2 protein-coding genes are annotated in these 6,400 nt (G+C 68.4%); both read right to left on the bottom strand.

The window, feature by feature from the left end:
• Nucleotides 1-43 precede the first annotated feature (43 nt).
• A complete protein-coding gene (locus tag ACFW2Y_RS34080) occupies nt 44-3,334 on the bottom strand; it encodes a carbohydrate binding domain-containing protein (RefSeq protein WP_384887118.1) in 3,291 nt (1,096 codons plus the stop codon).
• Between the two features lie 171 nt (nt 3,335-3,505).
• Nucleotides 3,506-5,866 (bottom strand): glycogen debranching protein, encoded by a 2,361-nt coding sequence (locus tag ACFW2Y_RS34085; protein WP_384887121.1) that lies wholly within the window; start codon nt 5,864-5,866, stop codon nt 3,506-3,508.
• Nucleotides 5,867-6,400: the final 534 nt, after the last annotated feature.

Here is a 6,400-nt window from a genome sequence, read left to right on the forward strand (position 1 = left end):
CGAGGCAGCGGCGACGCGGACGTTCGCCGCGTCGCCGCTGTGGTTACTTCAGGTAGGGCCCGTCCGTGCCGATCTTGCCCGGGGCGTTGTTGCTGCCGCCGAGGTCGAGGACGTAGACACGCAGATTGCCCTTGCCGGAGGCGGGGGCGTTGAGGATGCCGTTGGTGACGGTGACGGTCTGGCCGGTGACGGCCTCCTTGTAGGTGCCGTTGAGGATGCCGGTGAAGGTGGCGCCGTTGCCGACGGAGACCAGGGCGTAACTGTCGACGCCGGAGGTGGTGTCGGTGTAGCGGCGCTTGAAGGCCATGTCGCCGCTGACGCCCTCGGTGGAGTACTGACCCATCTGCAGGGCGGGGATGGCCCGGCGGATCTCGTTGAGCCGCTGGACGTGCTTGACCAGGGGCTGCTGAAGGGTCGTCGCCACGGTACCGCTGGCGCTGGAGACCTTGGAGAAGTCGCTCGCCGTGACGTCACCCGCGATCTTGTCGCCGTAGTAGGCGCGGCCCGTGGTGGCCAGCGGGCAGGTGGGTCCGCAGTCGATCTCCTTGCCGGCCTGGAACTCGATTTCGGAGCCGTAGTAGAGGGTGGGGATGCCGCGGAAGGTCCACATCAGGGACATGTTCTCGGCCCAGGCATCGGTGCCGCCGGTGTAGCGCTCCTTGGACTTGTTGGGTCCGTAGTCGTGGCTGTCGACGTAGACGACGTTGTAGGTGGCGTCGTTGGTGGAGTCGTCGGAGTCCTTGCCGTTGTTGTAGGCGTTGGACGCGTAGCCGAAGTTCATGTGCATGCGCATGTCGATGATGTTCATGCCGCTGAACCGGCTGTGGTCGGGGGCGTGGTAGCTGTTTCCGGCGAGGAAAGCGTTGTTGGAGGTGGGCTGGTTTCCGGTGCCCTGCTGCTGCTCGTAGTCGTACATCTCCAGCGCGGCCTTGGCATCGTCGACGTCGTACTCCTTGCGTTCCTTCCAGGTGAAGAACTGCGCGGAGTGGTTGACCGAGCCGCGGTTCCACTTGTCGTTGACGAAGGCCCCGACTTCGCCGAAGACGAAGAAGTCCTTCGCCTTCTGGGCGCCGAACCTGCTCGTGACGCGGTCCTGGATGGCGGGCAGGAAGCGGCGGTTCCAGGTGGTGCGCGGGATGTGGACGGCGGTGTCGATCCGGAAGCCGTCGACGCCCATGTCGATGTACTTGTTGTAGGCGCCGATCAGGTAGTTCTGGACCGGGGTGCTCTCGGTGTTGAAGTCGGCGAGGTCGTCATGCAGCCAGCAGGAACGCGAGTCCTCGCCCTCCCAGTTGCCGAGCCAGCACTGGTGGTAGTACGTCGACGGGAACATCTTCGAGGTGGGGCTGGGCCACTGGCAGTTGTAGATCGTGTAGCCCTCGGGGCTCTTGGCGCCTGTCGGAACACCCCAGTTGAGACAGGTGTTGCCGGTGGGCTCGGCCGTCGACCACAGGTCGCCGGTGTAGTAGGACTTGCCCGAGACCGGCTCGACGGTCAGCCCGTCGTACTCGAAGCCCGCGTTCGGCTGGTCGTAGTACCAGCTCCACTGGGAGTCGCGGACGCCGTACACCTTCGGTGTGAACAGGCTCATGGTGCCCCAGCGGGAGGAGTGGTTGTAGACCACGTCCTGGTAGATCTTCATGCCCTTGGCGTGAGCGGCGTTGATCAGGTCCTGGTACGAGGCGCCGGCGGACTCCAGGCGGGCGTCGACCTTGTAGAAGTCGTAGCCGTGGTAGCCGTGGTAGTCGTAGTCGGAGCGGTTGAGGACGACCGGGGTGATCCAGACGGCCGAGAAGCCGAGACCCTTGATGTAGTCGAGCTTCTGGACGAGGCCCTTGAAGTCGCCGCGGAACATGGGGTCGTCGTTGGCCGCGTTGCCGGACTTCGTGTGCTGGCCGCCGCCGCGGTTGTTGGAGCTGTCGCCGTCGTTGAAGCGGGCGGTGAGGACGAAGTAGATCGGGTCCTTGCGGGGGTCGCCGCCGAGCGGGGTGCCGGGGGTGGTCGCCGGGGCGTCGCCGGTCGTGGCGCACTTCTGCGCGCTCGCGGCGGAGAGGTTGCCGGCCGCGTCCAGGGCTTTGACGATCCAGCAGTACGAGGTGTTCGCCTCCAGGCCGGTGACGGACAGGACGGTGGAGGAGGTGTTGGCCACCGACGTGCCGCTGCCGCCGGTGCGGGTGACCTGGTAGCCGGTGACGCCCTCGTTGTCGGTGGAAGCGTTCCAGGTGAGCACCACGGACGTGTCGGTGACGCTCGCGTCCAGGCCCGTGGGCACGGTGGAAGCCGTGGTGTCCGGCTCCACGGCCGCGCACGGGTCGGTGGCGCTCGCCGTCACGACCCCGTCCTCGACCTTGGAATTCCCGGTGTCGAGCTGGTAGTTGGCGCTGCTGTTGTTGTCCCAGACGCCGTTGCCGTTGTTGAAGGTGGCCTGCCAGGTCGTGGCGGCGCCGATGTCGACGGTCTGCTTCACCCAGCCGGTGCAGGCCGGCTCCATGCCGACGCCCGGGGCGGTGGTCCAGCTGCCGCCGGTGGGCGCCCAGTGCAGGTTGACGGTCGTCCACCCGACCATGGCGGTGGAGTACCAGACGGTCGCCGCGGTGCCCTCCGGGGGCTGCGTCGATCCGCACGGGTCACTGTGGGTTATCACGCCGTACCTGACGGTGATCGAGCCGGTGCCGAGCTGATAGTTGGCGCCGTTGTTGTTGTCCCAGGTGCCGGAGCCGTTGGTGAAGGTGCCCTGCCAGCTGGTGGCGGTGCCCAGGTCGACGGTCAGCTTCACCCAGTCAGTGCAGGCGGCGGTCATTTGGGTGCCCGGGGTGGTGGTCCAGCTGCCGCCGGCGGTTGCCCAGTGCAGGTAGTACGCCGACCAGTTCCGCGTCGGCGTGTAGTAGTACACGGTCGCGGAGGTCGGTTCGGCGGCGGCGCACGGGTCGGTGGTGGTCACGGCGCCGTTGTCGACGGCCGAGATCCCGCTGCCGAGCTGGTAGTTGGCGCCGCCGTGGTTGTCCCATGTGCCGGAGCCGTTGTTGAAGGTGACGGCCAGGCCGGAGGCCGTACCCAGGTCGATCGTCTTCTGGTACCAGCCGGCACAGGCCGCCGTCATGGGCACACCGGGGGCGGTGGTCCAGCTGCCGCCGGTCGGGGCGTAGTGGATGTCGACCGTGGTCCAGCTCGCGGCCGGCTTGTAGTACACGGTGGCGGTCGTCGCCGCGTGCGCGGCCATCGCCGGCAGCAGCGCCGCCAGCAGGCCGAGCAGCGCGGCCAGCAGGCCGAGTCCGGCCAGCGGGCGGGTCTTCCCGCGTCTCGGGGGTGGGGGGCGGTGGGGCAGGGTGGTCACGATGGCGGCTCCTGAGGTGGGAGCGCGCGGCGGGGACCGCGGCTCGATTCGGTGCATGACGGGGCGGTACGCCGGCCGGGATTCCGGCGCGGCGTACCGCGCCCCGCCGCTGCCCCGCGGCTCTGGGGCAGCGACGAGGCTGCTGGGGGAGGGAGGCCGGGGGTCCGGATGCTACTTGGCGATCAGCAGCAGGGTGGCGCGGCCGTGCACGCGGTAGACGGTCCCGGCGCCGCCGATCAGGGCCTCGCTGCCCGGCTGGGCGACCTGGTTCGCACCCTCGGCCCAGGTGGAGGTGTCGGTGACGCGGTACCAGTTCTTGCCCGCGCCGGGGGAGGGGAGGGTGAAGTCGACGTCTCCGGACCAGCCGTTGTAGCCGACGTAGAGCGCGCTGTTCGGGTCGCCGAGTTCGGTGCCGTCGTAGCGCCAGGCGAGGGCGTGGTTGTTCGCGTTGCCCCAGTAGGCGCCGTCGGGGGCGCTGCCGGCGGGGGTGAACCAGTCGAGCTGCCCCATGCCGTTGCCGTTGCCGTCGGAGGCGCTGTAGAAGTTCGCCGGGCGCAGGGCCGGGTGGGCCTTGCGGAACGCGATCAGTCGCTGCGCGTAGCTCCGGAACGTGGACTGGTCGGCGCTCCAGGACGTGGTGAGCCAGTTGGCGGAGGAGTCCAGGTTGTAGGGGTTGTTGTTGCAGTTGACCGAGCGCAGGTACTCGTCGCCGCCGGTCATCATCGGCGTGCCGGCCGACAGCATCAGGAGGGCGAGGCCGTTGCGGGCCGCCTTGCGCTGGTCCGCCTGGTTGCCGCCCTGGTCCCAGGACAGGTTGTAGTCCGATCCGCCGTCGGACGGGCCGTAGGGCCAGGACTGGCTGTTGTTCTTGGTGTTGCAGCGGTAGAGATCACCGAGGGTGAAGCCGTCGTGCGCGACGACGAAGTTGACCGAGTTCCACGGGGCCCGGCCACTCGACTGGTAGAGGTCGGAGGAACCGGCGAAGCGGGTGGCGAGGTCGCTGGGGGTGACGTTCTCGCTGCCCATGGCGTTCTGGTCGCGACGCACGGTGTCGCGGAACTTGTCGTTCCACTCGGACCAGCCGGCGGGGAAGTTGCCGACCTGGTAGGTGCCGCTGCCCAGCGCCCAGGGCTCGGCGATCCAGTCGGTGCCGGCCCCGCCGCCCGCGGGCCGGGGAGGCATCAGGGCGGTGATCCGGTTCAGGGCCGTGTTCGGGTCGGTACGGCTGTACTGGAAGCAGCCGTGCTCGCAGGTGTTGCCCAGGACGGGCGCGAGGTCGAAGCGGAACCCGTCGACGCCGAGGGCGTCCTTCCAGTGCGCGAGGGAGTCGGTGATCAGGTTCCGGGTGACCGGGTTGTAGGTGTTGAGGTTGCCGTTGACGCCGGTGTTGTCCCAGGACGCCTGCCTGTCGCTGGTCAGCGAGTAGTAGGTGGGGTTGTCCAGGCCGCGCATGTTGTACAGGCTGTAGGTGTTCTTGTCGCCGGCGTTCCACGGCCCGCCCTCGGCGGCGTGGTTGTAGACCACGTCCGTGAAGACCTTGATGCCGGCGTCGTGGTACGCCTTCACCATCTCCTTGAACTCGCGTGTCGGGCCGCCGGCGCTCTTGTCGGCGGCGTAACGGCGGTCCGGGGCGAAGAAGTTCAGCGTCTCGTAGCCCCAGTAGTTGTCCCCCGCGGTGCCGGTGGGGTCGGCGTCGTTGGTGTCGTTCTGCGTCTCCTGGACGGGCAGGAACTCCACCGCGGTGACCCCGAGCGCCGCGAGATCCGCGGCCTTCATCCCGGCGCCCTTGTACGTGCCCTGATAGGCAGCCGGAACGGCGGGGTCGTTCTTGGTCAGGCCCTTGACGTGCACCTCGTAGACGATGTCGTCCTTCAGTGCCCGGGTCGGTTTGCCGCCCGTGTTCGTCGTGTCGTCCGGCAGCACGATGCCCTTGGGCGCCTGCGTCCCGTTGTCGACCGCGCGGTACGACGGGCCAGTGCCGTAGACGCTCCTCGACGGTCCGCCCGGGGTGAACGGGTCATGACTGAGCTCCAGCGCGTACGGATCGGTCAGCAGCTTGTTCGGGTTGAATCGGTTGCCCGCACCGTCCACGTCCGAGACGAACCCGGCACTCGATCCCTTCGCCCACGCTGAGCCGTAGGGCCAGTTCGGCCCCCAGGCCCGGTAGCCGTAGTAGACCGGACCCGTGATGCCGTACTGCCCCTGGATCGTGGTCACCGGCACGGTCACGGACCAGACGTCGGTCGCGGAGTCCTTGGTGAGCGTGAGGGCCGCGGCCTCCTGGCTGCCCGACGCCGTCCGGTAGAGGTTGAGCTCGATGCGGGTGGCCGCCGAGGAGTGGATACGGAACACGATGTTGGCGCCGGTCGCGTCGTAGTGTGCGCCCAGTTGCCCGCCCGTGGCCGCCGTGGCCGGGGCGACGAGGACATCGGGCGCGCCGGGACCGGCGAGCGCGGCGGACAGGACGGCAGCGGCGGCGAGGGCGACAAGCCGGCGCCTGCTTCTGGGGCGGACAGGAGTGGTCGAGGACATGGCGGCTCCCGGGGGCAGGAAGGCAGGCGGAAGAGAGCCTCGACGCCGTCCCAACGCCGATGGCTGAAATTTGTTGCTGAATCTTTCGGCAAGTTAGTGCAGTCGTTGAGGGCCGTAAAGACTTTGGACGTCGGGATCTGCGTTGCGTTCGGCGCGATATGTACACGGGGCCGTAAGCCGCCCCTCTCCGTCACCGCGGAGGGCGGGCGGGGTGTCGAGTCGTCCGACCCCCGGCGCCGGGTGGACCTCGGCGCGTCTGACGCTCGCGCTCCGCCCCTCGAAGAAGGAAGACCTCGGACGCTTCGCCGAGTGACTCGACGGGCCTGCCCCCGGGGGGCGTCGAGCACGCCAGGTCGTTGTGGACTGGCTCATACCGGGCAGGGGATGCGAGGTCGCCCCTCCTCGGTCTTTAATACCGAACCATCCGGTTCCTTAGGGTGTCCGCCAGTAGGCGCTGGCAGCAGGGCAGGCACGGTTCACCCGATCATGGAGTCCTACCTTCTTGATGTGGGTCTGAGCTGGTCATTCGTAAGA

Origin of the sequence: Streptomyces sp. NPDC058877, from assembly GCF_042742855.1 — a bacterium.
Classification (GTDB): domain Bacteria; phylum Actinomycetota; class Actinomycetes; order Streptomycetales; family Streptomycetaceae; genus Streptomyces.